General features: G+C 30.0%; 12 protein-coding genes. 3 read left to right on the top strand and 9 right to left on the bottom strand.

Annotated elements, in window-relative coordinates; translation table 11 throughout:
- Nucleotides 1-96: 96 nt before the first annotated feature.
- The 3 genes from LPC16_RS01865 to patD form a co-directional block, all read right to left on the bottom strand.
- A complete protein-coding gene (locus LPC16_RS01865) occupies nt 97-1,059 on the bottom strand; it encodes a hydrogenase small subunit (protein ID WP_229637530.1) in 963 nt (320 codons plus the stop codon).
- Nucleotides 1,060-1,599: 540 nt separating this feature from the next.
- Nucleotides 1,600-2,649: a Rieske 2Fe-2S domain-containing protein gene (locus tag LPC16_RS01860; RefSeq protein WP_229637529.1), complete on the bottom strand. Its 1,050-nt coding sequence runs from the start codon at nt 2,647-2,649 to the stop codon at nt 1,600-1,602.
- A gap of 374 nt (nt 2,650-3,023) precedes the next feature.
- Nucleotides 3,024-3,386: a heterocyst frequency control protein PatD gene (gene patD, locus LPC16_RS01855; protein ID WP_040055225.1), complete on the bottom strand. Its 363-nt coding sequence runs from the start codon at nt 3,384-3,386 to the stop codon at nt 3,024-3,026.
- Between the two features lie 226 nt (nt 3,387-3,612).
- Here patD and LPC16_RS01850 point away from each other — a divergent pair, with 226 nt between their 5' ends.
- Nucleotides 3,613-5,850, top strand: a complete 2,238-nt coding sequence (locus LPC16_RS01850) for a RelA/SpoT family protein (protein ID WP_229637528.1) — start codon at nt 3,613-3,615, stop codon at nt 5,848-5,850.
- A gap of 332 nt (nt 5,851-6,182) precedes the next feature.
- Here the strand turns inward: LPC16_RS01850 and glmU are convergent, their stop codons facing one another.
- Nucleotides 6,183-7,538 carry a bifunctional UDP-N-acetylglucosamine diphosphorylase/glucosamine-1-phosphate N-acetyltransferase GlmU gene (gene glmU, locus LPC16_RS01845; RefSeq protein WP_229637527.1) on the bottom strand — a complete coding sequence of 452 codons (1,356 nt, stop codon included), beginning with the start codon at nt 7,536-7,538 and terminating at the stop codon, nt 6,183-6,185.
- Nucleotides 7,539-7,689: 151 nt separating this feature from the next.
- Entirely contained in the window at nt 7,690-8,463 is a 774-nt protein-coding gene (locus LPC16_RS01840; protein ID WP_229637526.1) for a DUF1350 family protein, read from the bottom strand.
- A 358-nt stretch (nt 8,464-8,821) separates the two neighbouring features.
- Between LPC16_RS01840 and LPC16_RS01835 the strand changes: the two genes are divergently transcribed.
- A complete protein-coding gene (locus LPC16_RS01835) occupies nt 8,822-10,444 on the top strand; it encodes a CTP synthase (protein WP_040055191.1) in 1,623 nt (540 codons plus the stop codon).
- A gap of 197 nt (nt 10,445-10,641) precedes the next feature.
- Here LPC16_RS01835 and LPC16_RS01830 read toward each other — a convergent pair whose 3' ends face one another.
- The 4 genes from LPC16_RS01830 to tyrS form a co-directional block, all read right to left on the bottom strand.
- Nucleotides 10,642-11,166: a hypothetical protein gene (locus tag LPC16_RS01830; protein ID WP_229637697.1), complete on the bottom strand. Its 525-nt coding sequence runs from the start codon at nt 11,164-11,166 to the stop codon at nt 10,642-10,644.
- Between the two features lie 225 nt (nt 11,167-11,391).
- Nucleotides 11,392-11,964, bottom strand: a complete 573-nt coding sequence (locus tag LPC16_RS01825; protein ID WP_229637525.1) for a tetratricopeptide repeat protein — start codon at nt 11,962-11,964, stop codon at nt 11,392-11,394.
- Between the two features lie 428 nt (nt 11,965-12,392).
- On the bottom strand, nt 12,393-13,187 hold the full coding sequence (locus tag LPC16_RS01820; RefSeq protein ID WP_229637524.1) for an HAD family hydrolase: 795 nt from the start codon (nt 13,185-13,187) through the stop codon (nt 12,393-12,395).
- 392 nt (nt 13,188-13,579) lie between these two features.
- Nucleotides 13,580-14,803 (bottom strand): tyrosine--tRNA ligase, encoded by a 1,224-nt coding sequence (tyrS, locus tag LPC16_RS01815; RefSeq protein WP_407084186.1) that lies wholly within the window; start codon nt 14,801-14,803, stop codon nt 13,580-13,582.
- 335 nt (nt 14,804-15,138) lie between these two features.
- Here tyrS and LPC16_RS01810 point away from each other — a divergent pair, with 335 nt between their 5' ends.
- A complete protein-coding gene (locus LPC16_RS01810; protein WP_040055187.1) occupies nt 15,139-15,573 on the top strand; it encodes a ferritin-like domain-containing protein in 435 nt (144 codons plus the stop codon).
- The last annotated feature ends 284 nt before the right edge of the window (nt 15,574-15,857 follow it).

The raw sequence follows: 15,857 nt of genomic DNA, 5'->3' as shown, positions 1-15,857 counted from the left end.
AAGTTACTATTACTTTTATGATTTTGTTCTAGATCTCTTTCTGATGATAAAACCTTGCCATGAAAATTTCATAGCGACTCTAATCATGTACTTATATTACACAGTAAAAAAATCATCATCTGTCCAAGATGGACGAGCATCTTTAGAAACAACTGTTACTACTGCATAATCTTTGGCGTTGATGCCAGGAGGTAATTCTCTAGGTACACCCATAACGGTTTGAGTCTTAAAAACAGTTCCTTTTTTAAGATCATGAAAAGGAAATTCTGGTTCGGTACAACCTAAGCAAGGCATCCCAACGCGAGTTTTAGAAGAAACCTTATTCCATAAAATGCGATTACATGAAGAATGAGTCATAGGCCCACGACACCCTAGATCATAAAAGAGACATCCAGTACGTTGGCCAAATTCTTCAGTACTTGATTTATACGAAAAGTGCATATTTCTTGTACAACCAGTTTGTGTAAAACTACGAAAGAAAGTCTCAGGACGATGAAATTCATCAAGAGTTAAATCTCCAACTCTTCCAGTAGCAACAGCAACTAGTATTTGAGAAATCCAGTCTGGATGAGCAGGACAACCAGGTATATTAATAACAGGAAAACCTTTTTGGGAAAGAAAATTGTCTCCCAAAAAACCCCCTTTCTGGCGTTTAAGAAATTGTAAACCAACAGATTCGCTAGGATTTGGCTCCATTGCTGGAATTCCACCATAAGTCGCACAATCTCCAACTGCAACTACAAATCCAGCTACTTTAGACAAATCGTTTAACCAGTCTTTCATAGGACGACCAGCAAAACGATTCCATTCACCCGTACCATTAGGGGCATTAACTACGGATCCTTCAAATACTAATATATCAATAGAAATTTTTCCATTGATACAATTAATCAATAATTCTTGTAATTCATCACCTAGCTGCATACCCAGAGATGGATGCCATAAAATATTAATTCCAAAATCGGTGATTAAATCTACTAGGGTTGGTTCTTCTGCGTTAAGAAAAGAGATTGTATTTCCAGAGCAAGCACCACCCTGTAACCAAAGAACATTAGCCATTGATCGTCTCTGATAGGTTTTCGGAATATTATAGCAATAACTTATACCGATTTTTATTACAATTTAAGATTTATTTACCTCTCATTTCAATAAGTTATATCTACTGATATGAAAAGATAAAAATTAATTATGTATCATATCAAAATACTTATGCATAGTGATTAATAAAACTTAAAAAAAGTAAGATAAATTAAGACAATAACAGCTTAAAAAAAAAACAAGAATTCTCTGATAAAATAGTTGTTTATAAAAACTTATACAATTAAAAAAATTTCTTTCATGCTATACTTAAACTATTTAATTCTATTCTATATTGAACTGTATTTAAGTTAATCATATGAAACTCTTGTTAAGAATTTCATAAAAGACTTTTTATCTTGCTAGTTCAAGTTCACTATAGTGTTTTTAATTTTCACTATGGAACTAAAAAAATATCACAAAACAGACTATAACTATTAATAATATTAAAATTGATTAAAAATACATCAGCTTATATATGTTAATCAGTCATGAGAACTACTTTATCAAGCTTTTATCAGCTTAGCTCCTCCAACGTAGTACTCGAGGTTCAATCGGATTTATAAAGGTTCTATTCTCTTCTTGAGATTTTTGATACTCTTGTTTTAAACGAAAATACCACTTAGCTTGAGTATCTGCATCATCTATTAACATGAGTGAAGGATTATAAATGAGACCTTTTTGTTGCTGGACAATAGCATCACGATCCTGAGCTAAAAATTGACGAGTTAATAAGCTTAGCAAAGGTTTAAACATACCTGCCCAAGGAATTGTCCAATAAATACTTTGGAATATTTCGCATGAAGATTCGTCTATAGGAGTAATGCATGTCAATAAACAAGCGGAATAGTGATCGCCTTTCAAAATTTCTGTACGAATTCCAGGTAACTGAAAAACAATCTCAATAGATACATTATTCCCTAAAATTTTATAAGGACGAGCACTAACTGGCATATTATAGGGAATAAGACGAAAACCTTGCGATACAGGTTCATAATGCTTTTCTTTAACTCGGAATTTACGAGGACCACTTCTCCACCACCAAGCATTATGAATATAAGGCCCATGAGCTGGATCCATAAGGCCGATAATTGCATGATCAACGTTACAGGCAAATTTCATAGTCTCTGTTATTCCCGGCTTAAGTTTGCCAAAATCAGGAATAGTTGGGACAGGAGGAAGGTTGGATAATGTAGTTTTACTTTTATTAGTATCGATAAAATATATCCAAATATTACCTTGAACTTCTTCGCATGGATATGTACGAACTTGAATACGACCTACCTCTAAATCATCATGTTCTGTAAGGGAAGGGATTTCGCTACATCTACCATTATTAACATTAAATTTCCAACCATGATACCGACAGGATATATCTTCCTTACACAATGATCCATAACTTAAAGGAATGCCTCTATGTGGACAAACATCACGCATTGCAAAGATTTGGCCATTTTTTTTTCGTCCAATGAGAATAGGTTCATCTAGAATTTTTTTATGTATTATTGTTGCTGGTTTCAAGTCTTTGCTGCTTAGAGCGACATACCAACAATTACGTAATAAGGTTGTCATTTTAAGATCCTCATTTTTTAAAAAACATTAATAAAATAGCTCAAAATTAAAGATATATACTAGTGGATACAACAATTTTGCACTCCGTATTCTAGCACTTGTTGTTTAATTATAAATATTTAAACTAAATATTTTTACTAATTTTGTTTAATAAATATAATACATTTTTACTATCGATCATCTTGCTTGTGATGCTAGTTGTTTATTGTCTTATTCTATTCAATAGAATAAAAATTCTACATTTAATAACTTAAGTATTGGAATAGGTTATGTAAATAGAGAAAGTTATCATTGATCTAATATATTTAATAAAAAAGACTTAATTTTTGCTAAATAAACTAAACTATGTGTGCTCTATATATGTGGTCAAACTTTTATTCACAAAGTTGCTTATTTATAAACTTACAATAGTCTCTTAATTTCATAACTCTTTGTTTTATCTTACCTGCTCTCTTATCTATTGTTTCTGATTGACGTGAAGACTCTAAAAACAATAATTCAGTTTCGAGTAATCTTAAGTTTTTATTAATTTCTACTTGTATAGATTGAATAATCGTATGCTTATCATTATTTTCAAGATATATATGCATATTTTCGTCAAGAATTTTACTATGGAAAATTATTTTAACCTGCTCAAAAATTATTTTAATTTTTATAATATCTATATTTTCCAATACGACTTGTTTTTGAAGGAGAAATAATTGTTCTGAGAAATTTTTATAATATTTTGATAGCATTAAATATTTGTTTCGTCCTAATAATATATTTTTATTAATATTATGTCTTTTATTGAATTTTTAAAAATTTAAATTTCGTCTTTTAATGGTTGATATTACCCCAAAATTTTTTAATTGCCTATTTCTAGCACAAGTGTTAATACTAAAAGGAGAGTCGAAAACTTATTAATCTGCTCCCAACTTTTAATAGTCTATTCTTTTTTCCTGTTTCTGACTCAAATATTTTATGAATACAGTTACATCTCTCAATAATAAGCCACTTGACTTCACTCTTCCTGACTGGTTAAACCAATGTTTAATTTCTCGTAAATCAGATGTATACAATCAAAATCAAGACTTGATTTGTCATTCTTTTGATTTCGCATATCAACTGCATAAAGGACAATATCGCAAATCAGGTGAACCTTATATTGTCCATCCAGTAACTGTGGCAGGGATATTAAGGGATTTAGGAGGAGATAGATCAATGATTGCTGCAGGATTTCTTCATGATGTAGTAGAAGACACTGATATTACTGCAGATAACATTGAAGAGATGTTTGGTCAGGAAGTAAGATTACTGGTTGAAGGAGTCACAAAATTATCAAAATTTAATTTTTCTAACAAAACAGAACAGCAGGCTGAAAATTTTCGAAGAATGTTTTTAGCAATGGCTAAAGATATTAGAGTAATTGTCGTGAAGTTGGCTGATCGTCTTCATAATATGAGAACTTTAGACGCACTTAAACCAGAAAAACAAAAACGTATCGCTTTAGAAACTAAGGAGATATTTTCCCCACTAGCAAATCGCCTAGGTATTTGGAGAGTAAAGTGGGAACTAGAGGATTTATCTTTTAAATATCTAGAACCTGACGCTTATGGGGAAATACAAAGTTTGGTGGCAGAAAAACGTATTGATCGCGAAGCTCGTATCGAAAATGTTAAAGATACACTGCAAAAACGGTTACATAGTATAGGAATAAAAATACTAGATTTACAAGGAAGATCTAAACATCTTTATGGAATTTACTATAAGATGCATAGTCAAAATAAAGGGTTACATGAAATATATGATTTAGCAGCTTTAAGAATTATTGTTCAAAATAAAGAGGAATGTTATCGTGCTTTAGCAGTAGTTCATGATACCTTTAAGCCTATGCCTGGAAGATTCAAGGACTATATTGGTTTGCCCAAGCCAAATCGATATCAATCTTTACATACAACAGTCGTAGGATTTAACGGCCATCCTTTGGAAATTCAGATTAGAACAATGGAAATGCATCATATTGCTGAATATGGTATTGCAGCTCATTGGAAATATAAAGAAACTGGCGTATCTCACTATACTCAATTATCCCAGGAAGACGAAAAATTTACTTGGCTAAGACAACTACTAGACTGGCAGAAAGATCTGAAAGATGCCCAAGAATATGTTGATAATCTTAAAGATAATCTTTTTGATGATGATGTTTATGTATTTACTCCTGATGGAGAAGTGATTGCCTTAGCAAGGGGGGCTACTACTATAGATTTTGCTTATCGTATTCATACAGAAGTAGGCAACCATATGAAAGGAGCTAGAATTAATGGTAAGTGGTCAGTTTTTGGACAACCACTTCATAATGGTGACATAGTAGAAATTATTACTCAAAAAAATTGTCATCCTAGTTTAAACTGGCTTAACATAGTAGTTACGCCCACTGCCCGTAACCGTATCCGTCAATGGTACAAGAGATCTTGTAGAGAAGAAAACATGATCAGAGGACGTGATATTTTAGAAAAAGAATTAGGTAAAAACGGTTTTGAAGCTTTATTAAAATCAGAACCAATGAAAACTGTAGCAGAAAGATGCAATTATCATTCAGTAGATGATTTACTGTCCGGATTAGGATATGGGGGAATTACTTTGAATCAAGTAGTTAATCGTGTAAGAGAAATAACTGTAAAAACTCAACAGAAGAATACTGAAACTCACGATGCAGGTTTATCCATAATACCTTCTTCTTTATGTCCTAAAAAACCTAATAAATCTCCAATTTTGGGAGTTGAAGGCCTTCTATATCATATAGCTGGATGTTGTAGGCCATTACCCGGAGAGCCTATTATCGGTGTCGTTACTAGAGGAGATAGAGGTATCTCGATTCATACTCAAAATTGCTCTAATATTGAGAATATACCTGGAGAACGTTTGATTCCGGTACGTTGGAACAAGGTAGACAAAAAAGGATGTGCTATTACATATCCAGTAGATGTTCAGATAGAAGTTATTGATAGAGTAGGCGTTTTAAAAGATATTCTATTAAGAGTAAGCAATCACAACATTAATGTTTGCAACGCCGGTGTAAAAACTATACAAAATAAACCCGCTATTATTAATTTACGGATTGAAATTCGTGATCGTCAGCAATTAGAATACTTAACAAATAGCATCTGTGATATGAGTGATGTCTTAAATATTCAACGCTTAAATAGAGTAGATTTCTAAATAATAATATCTGAACAGTCAATAATACTAATAGTTAATATTTTGCGCTGTAGATATATGGTTATTCAGCTATTCCATTTGTAAATAGAATAATCAATTATTATATAACATTATAATAATTGTTTATAAAATACTAGAAAACCATGATATTAATTTTTAAGATCATTAAATTAATAGATTTTTTAATTATCTTTATTATATAAAATAACTAGATAAATATTTATGAACTTCTGAGAGTTATTAGTTATTTAAAGAAAATGATTTAAAAATATAATTATTGGTTTTCTATGAATTGATACTAAATTCTATATAGTTAACGAACTACAGAACTATTACTTTTTAGTTTTTCTTTTCCATTCTTTAATGATTCTTTGCTGTTGTCGAGCAATTACTAGGGCATCATCAGGAACATCATTGGTAACCACTGAACCTGCAGCAACTGTGACATTATTCCCTAAGGTTACAGGGGCAACAAAAACACTGTTTGCTCCTGTTTTAGTTTGATTACCAATAACAGTTTGATGTTTATCAATACCATCATAATTAGCTGTAATTGTTCCTGCACCTATATTGACTTGTTCTCCTAAAGTAGCATCACCAATATAGGATAAATGAGCAATATTGCTATTTTTTTCTACTTGAGATTTTTTAATTTCAACAAAGTTACCAATACGGCAAGATTGGTCGATCTTACCTTCTTTACGAATATGAGCATAAGGGCCAATTTTACAACAAGATGATACTTCAGAATGACTAACAACAGAATATAATATACTTACCTGTTCACCAATTTTGCTATTTTCGATAAGAGTTCCTGGCCCAATATGGCTTTTTGAGCCAATATGAGTTTTACCTCTCAAATGAGTTTGAGGCTCAATAACTATATCTGGTGCTAAACTTACTGTATCATCAATACTAATACTTTCAGGATTAATCATAGTAACTCCTTCATTCATCCAATATCTCTTTATCCTATCTTGTAGAATATTATTTGCATCAGATAATTGTTGACGATTGTTTATACCATTAATTTCGAAATAATCTTCTACATTAACTGCCATAAAAGGTTCAAGATGTTGCGCTACATCAGTTAAATAATATTCTTTTTGTTGATTATTGGCAGAAAGATAGGGTAATATTTTAGCAAGTTTAGGCCAGTTAAAACAGTAAATTCCTCCATTTACTCTACAATTTTGTTTTTGAGCAGAATTACAATCACGATCTTCAATAATTTGAGTAACAAAATTATTTCCATCGCAAAAAACTCTACCATAACCTTTTGGATTAGGTAAGTGAGCAGTTAGAACCGTTGCTGCATTATCATTATCTTTATGAATATTTAAAAGATTTTGTAATGTTTTAGGACGTAAAAGTGGAACATCACCATTTAAAACTAACAAATCTTCTTTAAAGTCTTTTAAATATGGCAGAAGTTGTTGTACAGCATGTCCTGTTCCTAACTGTTCTTTCTGTTCAACAAACTCTAAGGACGAATTTTTGACTAAAGATTGCTTTACTTTTTCTCCTTCAAATCCAATAACTACAAACTGTCTAGATGGAGTAAGTAAAGAACAATTATTTAATACTCTTTGTACTAAGGATTGCCCACCCAAAGTATGTAAGACTTTGGGTAAGTTAGATCTCATACGTGTACCACGTCCTGCCGCAAGAATTGCTACTGCTGTCATTTTTTATCTACCGAAAATTTCGAGAGGAGTATATCGTATCTTAACTTTTTTGGATAGTAAGATGTATAAATTACGTACTTTTGATAAATAATTAAAAAAGCTCAATATTTCCTCAATAATAAATTATTTACCATATTCTAATATATGTAGCTTAAATAATTTGTCCTGGATTTAGCCACTGTAATATCTCATTTTTAAGATCATATAAATCATTAGACAACTTATTTTGGAACCACTGTTGTATAACATCTATTGGTGTAAATATATTTCCAGACTTAAAGCTTACCTCTTGCCCTAATGGTGTTAAGTGATTTCCAGACAACGTTTGCAAAGCTACTAGATTAGGATATTTTCTATGTAGTATTTTCATTAAAGATATTGTTTCGTCAATATTATCTTGAGTAAGTTTGATTAATAAATTATGACGAACAATATAATTTTTTTGAATAATATCTTGGGTCTTATTAGGGGATGGCGTAAATTCTAAATCAAAAATATCATGAAAATTAAGCTGCTCGAAGAAAGGAATAGCCTGCTTAATAGGATAATTGTTGAAAGATATAAATATATTACCTGCTCTTTCTACAGTAGAAAAACTACCAATTAATAAATGAAGTTTACATCCCATACTGTGGCCAATTCCATATACGGGAAGGTTTATAATTCCTGCATAAATATTATTTTTAATAGATTTTAATATATTTTCAAAACGATTTAGTAAATCATGAGAAATTGCTAAATGATCTAATGTAATAACAAAGGGAGTAGCTATAACAGCGTACCCTTTTTTAGCCAATGCTTCAAGTAACCAACGATAAGTAAAATTAGGGATACTACCTATAAATGCTCCCCCAATAAAATGTATAACAGCAATTGGAGACTTTGGGATTAAAACGAAACTTCCTGATATTTCTTGCCATTCCATAATAATTTTTGTGACGTCTGTCCTAATTGTATGCTAAATATTTTAATTTGTATATTAATAATAAGCATCTGTTGTAATTAATAGTTTATTTGTTCAGGGATAATTTAAGAAATTAATACATAAAGAAATATAATATCGTTTTAAAATTTTTAGTTATTGATAATTCTTTACCTTATTTAACTCTATTATTAATGTGGTATGTCTTATTTGTAACTCCAATATTTTTCATTGTCACATTAATTAGTCAGCCTTTTTATTCTCAATTTGCGGAATCGTACATTTAAGGTAAGTCTTATGTGGAAAAGACAGGCTAATATAATTAATAAATCTATAAAAATTATAATTTAACTAAGTTTATATGACTAAATTTGTATTTGTTACTGGTGGTGTTGTATCTAGTATTGGGAAAGGAATTATTGCAGCTAGTCTAGGATGTTTATTTAAATCCAGAGGTTATTCAGTTTCTATTCTCAAACTTGATCCATATATTAATGTTGATCCAGGAACAATGAGTCCTTACCAACATGGGGAAGTATTTGTTACTGATGATGGAGCTGAAACTGACCTTGATTTAGGGCATTATGAAAGATTTACAGATACCCCTATGTCTCGTCTTAATAGTGTCACTACAGGTTCAATCTATCAAGCAGTATTAAATAAAGAAAGACGAGGAGATTATATGGGAGGGACTGTACAAGTTATTCCTCATATAACTAATGAAATTAAAGATCGTATTCATCGTGTTGCAAAGAATACCAATCCTGATATTGTTATTATCGAAATTGGAGGAACAGTAGGTGATATTGAATCTTTACCTTTTTTAGAGGCAATTCGACAATTTCGCAAAGACGTTGGAAAAAATAACGTTATCTACATGCATGTTACTTTAATTCCTTGGATACCTGCGGCTAGAGAAATGAAGACAAAGCCAACTCAACACTCTGTAAAAGAATTACGTTCTATTGGCATTCAACCTGATATTTTAGTTTGTCGGTGTGATCGTCCTCTTAGAGAAGGAATGAAAGAGAAACTTTCTGAGTTTTGTGATGTACCTGTAGAGTCAGTAGTTACAGCTCAAGATGCATATAGTATTTATGAAGTTCCTCTAATAGTTGAAAAAGAAGGATTGGCGAAACAAGCTTTAGAATTGTTACATTTAGAATCATGCAAACCAGATTTAACCCAATGGGAAACACTAGTTCAAAAGATGCGATCACCTAAACAACATTTTGAAGTTGCTTTAGTAGGTAAATATGTTCAGTTAAGTGATGCTTATTTGTCAGTTGTAGAGTCACTTGTACATGGAGGCATAGCGATGAATAGTGAAATTAAATTGAGGTGGGTTGATGCAGAAGATATTGAAAATAATAGCGCGGAGAAATATCTAAATAATGTTAGTGGTATTATTGTCCCAGGAGGATTTGGGTTTCGAGGAGTAGATGGTAAGGTTAAGTCTATTGAATATGCTAGGAAACAGCGTATTCCTTTTTTAGGATTATGCCTAGGAATGCAATGTGCTGTAATTGAATGGGGTAGAAATGTAGCCTGTTTAGATAACGTTAATAGTGCTGAATTTAATCCAGAAACAGCTAATCCTGTAATAAATATATTGCCGGAACAACAAGATGTCATGGATTTGGGAGGTACTATGCGTCTTGGACTTTATCCTTGTCGTATTGAAAATAATACACTGGCTGCTTCTTTATATCAACAAGAGGTAATCTATGAACGTCATCGACATCGTTACGAATTTAATAATGCTTATCGTAGTTTACTAAATAAAACTGGTTATAAAATAAGTGGAACTTCCCCTGATGGACGCTTAGTGGAAATTATTGAATTATCAGATCACCCATTTTTTATTGCTACTCAGTTCCATCCAGAATTTCTTTCTCGTCCTAATTGTGCTCATCCACTATTCTTAGGATTTATAGATTCTGCGCTTAAATATAGTGAATCAAAAAAGAAAAGTATCTCTTAAATCAATTTAGTTTGTTAAGATTTTTCAAATTTAACAAACTAGCTTTTTAAACTTATTATCTTAATAATAAAATTACATTAATGTAAAGATAAAAATATTTCGCCATGATTAAATGAAAAAACGTTTGCAAAAATCGTTATGATTTTTGCAAACGTTTTTTCTAAAATAGGATATCTTAGAATTTTAAATGCATTCTATTAATTGAAAATAATTTCCCAAATAACCATACTATCTACAAGCAATAAAAGTAACGTACAAAAAAGCAAAATAATGTACATCCATGGTTGAGAAAGCGGTCGTATTTCACTTGTGTCGATACCTGTTCTTTTAGTAATAAATTTTATTAAATGTGCAAAGTTTTCTACTCTTGTAGGTAATAAATAAGCTTTATCTATACTATTACTAGTTAAATAATAGACTGAACCACCTTGACCGGTTGTACGTAACTTGAGATCTTTTACTTCTGTCCAAGATAGTGACCAATTTTTACGGAAGAAGAAGGGGAACCAAATAGGATAAGTAATTTTAATTTGATCTTCGTCAACTATAACTCTTTCGCTTAAAGTGCCAATCAGTATCAATCCCCCAACAATAATTCCAATCCATAAAACTGTATCGGAAATAGAAGCATCAGTTATTTCTGAAAGGAAAGGTAATGGAATTGTTAAAGAAATATATAAACTAATTAATGTTATCTGTATTAGAGGAGAAATACGAAAAATAGAATTTTTTTTTCCATAATGTTTCGCTTAATCTTTGTAAGTATCTAAATTCTTGCTGATGGTCTTAATTATTACTAATATTTATATTAACTTAATATGAACTTTTTTCTTAAAATCTTATTTATTAAATTATTGTATTACATTTATTTAGTAGTATGTCCAACTAATTTTTCTCTATTTTTTAAACTTTTAACTAATACTGATTATTAACAATAAGATTGTTTACTATTTCGAATTAAAGAAATCATCTAGAGCCATGATTATTTTTGGTGGCCAAAAACGTTTTGTTTGAATCCAGTCTAAATTCTTATACCGATCATCTATACCAGCAACGGAAACCCAATGACTTTTAGCTTCTCCTTTTTGTCCTGTGCTCCATAAAATAGCTGTTAAAGCAGCTCTTATATCGGCAGACATAGGGTATTTTTTTAATAGATATCTCATTTCTTTAATAGCTTCTAATTTATGATCATTTTGATAATAAATTAGTGGAATATTTACTCTAGCAAATATTAGATTAGGATATATTTGAACTGCTTTTTTATAATGTCCCAGAGCCTCATCCCATTGTTGTTGATTACTTTCAATATTTCCTTTTTCATATTCTACAATTGCTTGTTGGTATTTATTTTGAGTTTCTGCGGGAAAAATCGATCCTATATAACTTTGGCCAGAATAATAATTATTGAATATATTAGAAACTATTAAATGTGTCGAGGAATAAGGAGTAGAAAATAGTGATTCAGTAGCAATGGTTAACGATACTTCATTTGTACAAGGTAAAGTATCGTTAACCATATTATTCGTTGAAGCCTTAGCAACACTTTGTATTGAAATCAATAGAGTTAATATTAGAATTAGAAATCTATAAATCATTTTTTCCTATTACTTAACGATAATCTTAATAAAGTTGTTTGTTATTTTTGTAGTGAAGTAATAAAGGAATAATTACACTACATTCTTTGATTTACTTTACACTAATAGATCAATAATTGATTATAATTCAACAAGATTTAATTATAGTAGCAATTATTGAATATTTTTCATGACATCACATGATTTTTTCTTTTTCGAATAAAATCAAAGCAAAACTAAAATTTATAAATTAATAATTAAAATTTTATTGAAAAAAACCTTTGAAATAAATTTAGATCCATTTTAGATATATCTTTTATTAATAAACATATCAAAATTCAATTTTGGCTTTGATTATTGTACATAGTTTTTTAAGGGTCAATCCAAGTTGAAAAATTTTTGGAGAATTTATTTAAAGAAAGTAAAGAAATATCTTTTTTCTTCTTAGCTAAGCTACGTATTTTCATAGTGTTATAACCCCAATCTGCTAAAAAAAGTTTAATTCCCCTTAAATCTTCTTCGTTTTGGGCAGTTATCAAAGTTTTTAATAAATCTTCAACAAACCATAGATTTTGAGGTTTTTCTTTATAGTTAATAAGAATTTGACGTAAGACTTTTTGCTTGGCTTGTTTAAGTTCTTTTCCTAGAATCTTATTTCTAGGAAATTGTATTCCTCTACTTTCTAACAATTGCTGTACAAACCTTCCTTCTTTAGTTGTGACGATATATAGTTGCGTTTTTGAATTTAATAGCTTTGGTAATTTTCTTATAACTTCTGGATAAAAATCATGTAGATTTAACCAATAATCTAAGTGAAGGTTAATGAAACAGTCTCTAACTTCATCTAAAATCAACATTAGTTCTTCTTTCTGAAGAGAATCTTTATCAAGAATTTCTGTACAGACTAAATCCCATTTAGATTCAATATCCACAGCATTGTAATTAAGGATTATAGCTCTTAAAAGAACAGGCATTTCCCAACCAGTCTCAATTATGGGACGTAGCTCAGAGAAAACTTTAAATAAATGATCAAAATTATAATTTATATTTTGTGGCCATATTATCTTATAAGCTTGCTTTGCAGTTTGAAAATACTCTCGCATCCCGTTACAAATTACTCCATCAAAATCTAAAGCTAAAATTGTTGGTTTATAAATATTTTTCATAAAGTTATATAAGTTTATTATTAACGTAAATTGAAAAGTGATTTATCCTATTGATATAGTTATACTTTGGCATTGAAATAATAAAGTATTAACCACATAAGAAATACCTTTTGAATGAGAAAACCTATTTTCATAATTTTCATGCTTGATCTAGCTATTTAAGTTATGAAAAAAAATCTTTTTAATAGTAGATATTTGTAAATTTTGCTTATACTATTAATATTTGAAAGTAAATTTTTGATCATACAAATTAATCTTTGTATGATCCATAGTTGAAATTAAGTAATAATTCTTACAACTATTACTAAAAAAAACAATTAGATTCTAAACATTGACTTTTTATAAAAAATATGGTGAGTCTACTCTTTAGAAAAAATATAAACTATTTATGATTAAACTAATTTTATAAACTTTGTTTTTCCTACCTGTAAAATCTTGTTAGTAAGCTGTTCAGGATTTTCAAAAACAATATTAATATCAAGAATTTTTTCCCCTTCTAATCTGACACTTCCTCCTTGAATCTGTCTTCGCCCTTCTCCACTACTTACACATAATTTGCTAGCACTTAGAATATAAAATAATTTGGCAGGAAAAGTTACTTCAGATAAATTATATTCAGCGATATTATCTTTTGATAAGGTGTTTTTATTTTTAATGAGACTTTCTGCTGTCTCTTGTGCTAATAATGCCTTTTTTCTTCCATGATAATGAGAAGTAATTTCTATGGCTAATAACTTTTGACATTCTCTTGGATTTTTTGGCAAATCATTAAGATTCAAATCAGTTAATAACTCAAAATAAGTTTGTACTAAGTTATCAGGAATTTTTTCTGTTTTAGAATACATTGATAATGCATCTTCTTTTAATCCAATATAATTTCCAAGAGATTTTGACATTTTTTGGCTACCATCCGTTCCAGTTAAAATAGGGAGTAATAAACCAAATTGGGGCTTTTGCCCAAAATATCTCTGCAAATCTCTACCTATAGCAATATTAAATTTTTGGTCTGTTCCTCCTAGTTCAATGTCGGCATTTATGATCACTGAATCATATCCTTGCATAAGTGGATAAAGAAATTCATGAAGAAAAATTGGATTTTCTTTTTTATAACGTTCAGAAAATCCTTCCTTTGCTAACATTTGACTCACAGTCATTGTAGATAGTAACTCTTGAACCTTATGAAAATTTAACTTATTTAACCATTCAGAGTTATATCTGATTTCTAATCTTCCTGGAGTATTAAAATCTAAAATTGAATGTAATTGTTCTAAATAACTTTCTACATTTTTTTCAACTTGTTTTGGGCTAAGTTGTTTACGTACTTCTGATTTACCAGTTGGATCTCCTATCTGTGCTGTAAAGTCTCCAATAATGACTACTGCTGTATGACCAGCATCTTGAAAAGCACGTAACTTTCGAAAGGGAATACTATGCCCTAAGTGAATATCATTTCCAGTTGGATCTATCCCCAGTTTAACTCTTAAGGGACGATTCAAATCTTGTAAGAAGTTTACTAGATTTCCTTCAGAACTATTTGAGTTGTCTTGATTAGGAAATATTTCAGCAGTTCCTCTGTATAGCCAATTAGAATGATCCATAGTATTTGTTGAAAACATCAGAAGATAAAAATCAATGTACTTTTATAATAGAATGCTGTGTTCGTAAGTACTAAGTTTAAACTTTGTTAAAATAAAATTTAAACGTTGAATATTATAGTTTTTATATATGCTAACTTAATACTTAGATAGCAAATTAATTATATTTTACATTTGTTAAATAATTTGTTTTTCTTCATTAAATTTTTCAATAAAAAGAATTATGCTTTAATTAAGATAAAATTACTTTACAGATTTTTTCTCTTAGAGCTTGACTTAACACAAAGAACTTTACGAACCCTTCCTAATAAGTTAGAATGCTGCCATTAAAAGTTAGATCCTTCAGCAGGTAAAGTATGAGAACACTTAATCGAGACAAAACAAACGAACTTCTTAATACCATTATGGAATATGAGCTAGCTGGTGTTGTACGATATACCCACTACTCTTTGATGGTTACAGGCCCTCATCGTATCCCAATCGTTCAATTTTTTCAACAACAAGCAACCGAATCTTTGTTGCATGCACAACAAGTTGGAGAAATTCTAACCGGCTTAGAAGGACATCCAAGCCTAAAAATTGCTACTATGGAAGAAAGCCATGAACATACTTTACATACTATCTTGGTAGAAAGTCTTAATCATGAGAAAAAAGCACTAGATCTATATAAAGAGTTATTAGAGATAGTTGAAGATGCTTCAATTTATATTGAAGAATTTACAAGAGGTATGATTGGGCAAGAAGAAGTACACAATATAGAGTTGAAAAAAATGTTAAGAGACTATGTCTAATATTCTAGATGACTCAATAAACTTATTTTGTTTTCTATTTCAAAAGTTCACTTCTAAAGTAGAAAGTAAATAGCTGAAATATTTATATATGTGTTCAGGGTCCATAAAGTAGAATAACTACTTTATGGCCTTTTTAAGCTCCATAAAATTACATTTATAAAGCTTAAAACTATTAATTATCAGACTGTCCTAAATTACATATGTTTGAACAATTAATCAGTATATTTTTAGATATATAAAGTATTATATATCAAACTTATATGTATAATTTAAAGCTAAATTTA

Origin of the sequence: cyanobacterium endosymbiont of Braarudosphaera bigelowii (genome assembly GCF_020885515.1) — a bacterium.
GTDB classification, from domain to species: Bacteria; Cyanobacteriota; Cyanobacteriia; order Cyanobacteriales; family Microcystaceae; genus Atelocyanobacterium; species Atelocyanobacterium thalassa_A.
The sequence above is the reverse complement of the archived record's forward strand: the minus strand, read 5'-3'. Positions and strand labels throughout refer to the sequence as shown.